General features: G+C 61.7%; 3 protein-coding genes. 1 reads left to right on the forward strand and 2 read right to left on the reverse strand.

What is annotated here, in order from left to right; translation table 11 throughout:
* The coding region (locus EOA23_RS32895; RefSeq protein ID WP_245474424.1) for a transporter substrate-binding domain-containing protein at window positions 1–301 on the reverse strand (301 nt) is incomplete at its 3' end.
* A gap of 155 nt (window positions 302–456) precedes the next feature.
* Window positions 457–924: an Lrp/AsnC family transcriptional regulator gene (locus EOA23_RS32900; protein WP_127307130.1), complete on the reverse strand. Its 468-nt coding sequence runs from the start codon at window positions 922–924 to the stop codon at window positions 457–459.
* A 126-nt stretch (window positions 925–1,050) separates the two neighbouring features.
* On the opposite strand from EOA23_RS32900, the gene EOA23_RS32905 reads away from it, so the two are divergent.
* Window positions 1,051–3,432: a transketolase gene (locus EOA23_RS32905; protein WP_127307131.1), complete on the forward strand. Its 2,382-nt coding sequence runs from the start codon at window positions 1,051–1,053 to the stop codon at window positions 3,430–3,432.
* Window positions 3,433–3,463: the final 31 nt, after the last annotated feature.

Here is a 3,463-nt window from a genome sequence, read left to right on the forward strand (position 1 = left end):
GCCCGGCCATCAGGCCCGGAATCAAGGCGCCGAACTCGGTCACCTCGAAATCGACCTGTTTGACGCCGAGATCGGCAAAAGCGGCTCTGAGGAGATCCGGGTGCCAGCCCAGCAATTCGCCGGTTTCCTCCTTCTTGTAGCCCCATGGCGCGCGGTTATGGATGCCGATGACGATCCTTCCGTTGTTCAGGACGCGTTCTTTCGTCGTTTCCGCCGTGGCCGGCAGCACAGATCCGACAAGCGCGGCATACGCGATGCAGGCCAGGCCAATGGCGGCCGATCGGGCTCGAAATTTCATCATGTAGTCCTCCCATGAGATTGAGTTTTCGCGCAGGCGCTCCGCCCTGGCCGCTCAACGCTACGTTGCGGAGGTGTAGTTCGTCAATCTATATGTACAAAATATGTACAGACTGTTGCCATAGAGGGAATGGGAAGCGCGATGGCCGCTGCGGTCGGCTAGATAGGCAAGGCTTCCGAGCGCTTGACCTGGCCGAGCGCGAAGCTGCTTTCGATCGAAGCGATGTTATCCAGCCGCGTCAGCTTGTCCTTGATGAACCGTTCATAGGCCTCGAGGTCGCGCACCACGATGCGCATCAGGTAGTCCCGCTGGCCGGTCATCAGATAACAATCGACCACCTCGGGCCAGCGCAGCACGGCTTGCGAGAAGCGATCGAGATCGTCCTCGCGTTGCCGTTCGAGCTTGATTGATGCGAAAGCGCTGATCGGCAGGCCGAGCTTCTTCTGGTCGACCACCACGGTGTAGCCTTTGATAACCCCGGCGCTCTCCAGGATCCTGACGCGTCGGGCGCAAGGCGAGGGCGAAAGACCGACGGCCTGGGCGAGATCATTCGTCGTCGCCTTGGCGTTTTTCTGCAGCGCTGCGATAATCTTCAAGTCGATTGCGTCAAGCGCCGGATTTGGCATGTTTCCCTCGTCGGAGCATTACTATTGGCTGGATCAGCCAATATCGTCGATCTGCTTGCGTAAGAATAGTCACTTTTGGGAGCTGGAGACCGCTATCGTTGGGTCGTGGTCTGACGGGAGCTGAAGATGACGATCCTTTCCGAGCTTGAACGCAAGGTTCTGTGGCTGGCTGTTTGGATGATCCATCACGCCAATCATCTTCGGGGGTCGGAGGACGGCCTCAAGATCGGCGGTCATCAGGCCTCGTCGGCGTCCGCCTCAACCTTGATGACGGCACTCTACTTCGAGGTCCTGAGGCCTGAGGACCGCGTTGCCGTCAAGCCGCATGCCAGCCCCATCTTCCATGCCATCCAGTACCTGTTCGGCAAGCAGACGCTCGAGCAATTGCAGAATTTTCGCGGCTATCGCGGCGCGCAGTCCTACCCATCCCGAACCAAGGATATCGACGACGTCGATTTCTCGACCGGATCGGTTGGACTGGGCGTGGCGCAGACCCTGTTTTCGTCCCTGGTCCAGGATTATGTCAGGGCAAAGGGCTGGAGTGCCGACCGGCCGGAAGGCCGGATGGTTGCTCTTCTCGGCGACGCCGAAATGGATGAAGGTAATGTCTTCGAAGCCCTTCTCGAAGGCTGGAAGCACGGCCTTCGCAACACCTGGTGGGTCGTCGACTACAACCGGCAGAGTCTCGACGCGGTGGTGCGCGAGGGCCTGTGGCAGCGCTTCGAATCGTTGTTCCGCAACTTCGGCTGGGAGGTGGTGATCCTGAAACATGGGACATTGCAACAGGCGGCCTTCGAGGAAGAGGGCGGCGAGAAGCTGCGGACCTGGATCGATGCATGCCCCAATCAGCTCTATTCCGCCCTGACCTTCCAGGGTGGCGCCGCATGGCGCAGGCGCCTTCTGGACGATCTGGGAGACCAGGGACCGGTCACCCGCCTGATCGAGAAGCGCAGCGACGAGGAGCTTGCCGCCTTGATGGCGAACCTCGGCGGCCACGACCTGGCCACCATCGTCGATGCCTTCGAGGAAGCCCGCGGTCACGATCGTCCGACCTGCTTCATCGCCTATACGATAAAGGGCTTCGGGCTGCCGCTGGCCGGCCACAAGGACAACCACGCCGGATTGATGACGCCGGCGCAGGTCGACGCGCTGCGGCAGCGCGTGGGCGTCCGCGAGGGGCATGAATGGGACATGTTCGAGGGCCTCGCATACGATGAGGCCGCGATCCGGTCCTATCTGGCGTCGACTCCTTTCGCCAAGGCAGCTACGCGCCGCCACACAGCCCCTGCAATTCCGGTGCCGGCGCGGATCGATGTTGCCTCCCAGGCGGCGATGTCAACACAACAGGGGTTCGGACTTTTGATGCACGACATTGCAAAATCAGACAGCGACTTTGCGAAGCGTGTCGTCACGACTTCTCCCGACGTCACGGTCTCGACCAATCTGGGCGCTTGGGTGAACTGGCGAGGTCTGTTCGCGCGCGCCGATCAGTCGGACTTATTCCGGGAAGAACGCATTCCCTCCACCTTCAATTGGACTTTTTCGCCGTCTGGACAGCATTTCGAATTGGGCATTTCGGAGATGAACCTTTTCACGATGCTTTCGGCGCTTGGTTTGTCCCACTCGCTTCACGGCGAGCGCCTGCTCCCGGTCGGAACCCTCTATGATCCATTCATCGAGCGCGGCCTCGATGCGCTCAATTATGCCTGCTATCAGGATGCCCGTTTCATTCTGGCTGCGACGCCATCCGGCGTCACGCTGGCGCCCGAGGGGGGAGCGCATCAATCCATCGCCACACCGCTGATCGGCATGGCGCAGGACGGGCTGGCGACGTTCGAGCCGGCCTATGTCGATGAGCTGGCAGTCATCCTGCGCTGGGCATTCGACTACATCCAGCGTTCCGGTGAGGCCGAGCCCGACGACCGCACCTGGCTTCGGGATCAGACCGGGGGTTCGGTCTACCTCAGGCTCTCGACGCGATCGATCGAGCAGCCGACACGCCAGGCGAAGGATTTTCTGGCGCGCGACATCGTCGATGGCGCCTATTGGCTGCGCAAACCCGGACCGAACGCTGAAATCGTCATCGCCTATTCGGGGGCAGTCGCGCCGGAGGCGGTACAGGCAGTGGGGCTGATAGCCGGAGATCGGCGCGATGTCGGGCTCTTGGCCGTCACCTCGGCCGATCGGTTGAACGCTGGATGGTCGGCTGCGGCGCGGGCACGCCAGTATGGTCATCCGCGCGCTACCAGTCATGTCGAGCGCCTTTTGGCTGCTCTTCCGGCCTCCTGCGCGATCGTGACGGTGTTGGACGGGCATCCGGCGACGCTCGCGTGGCTTGGTTCGGTGCACGGCCACCGCACGCGGGCGCTGGGCGTCGAGCATTTCGGCCAGACCGGCACGATCGCGGATCTCTACCGGCATTACGGGATCGATGCGCAAGGCATTATGGCTGCGGCGCAATCGGTGTCGGCCGGCCGGCCGCTGAGGCATCTTGGCTTCGCCGCCTGACAACGCCACTCGGACGTCTATTCGGTAGAAG

It is taken from the genome of Mesorhizobium sp. M2A.F.Ca.ET.042.01.1.1, assembly GCF_003997405.1.
In the GTDB taxonomy this organism is placed as follows: Bacteria; Pseudomonadota; Alphaproteobacteria; order Rhizobiales; family Rhizobiaceae; genus Mesorhizobium.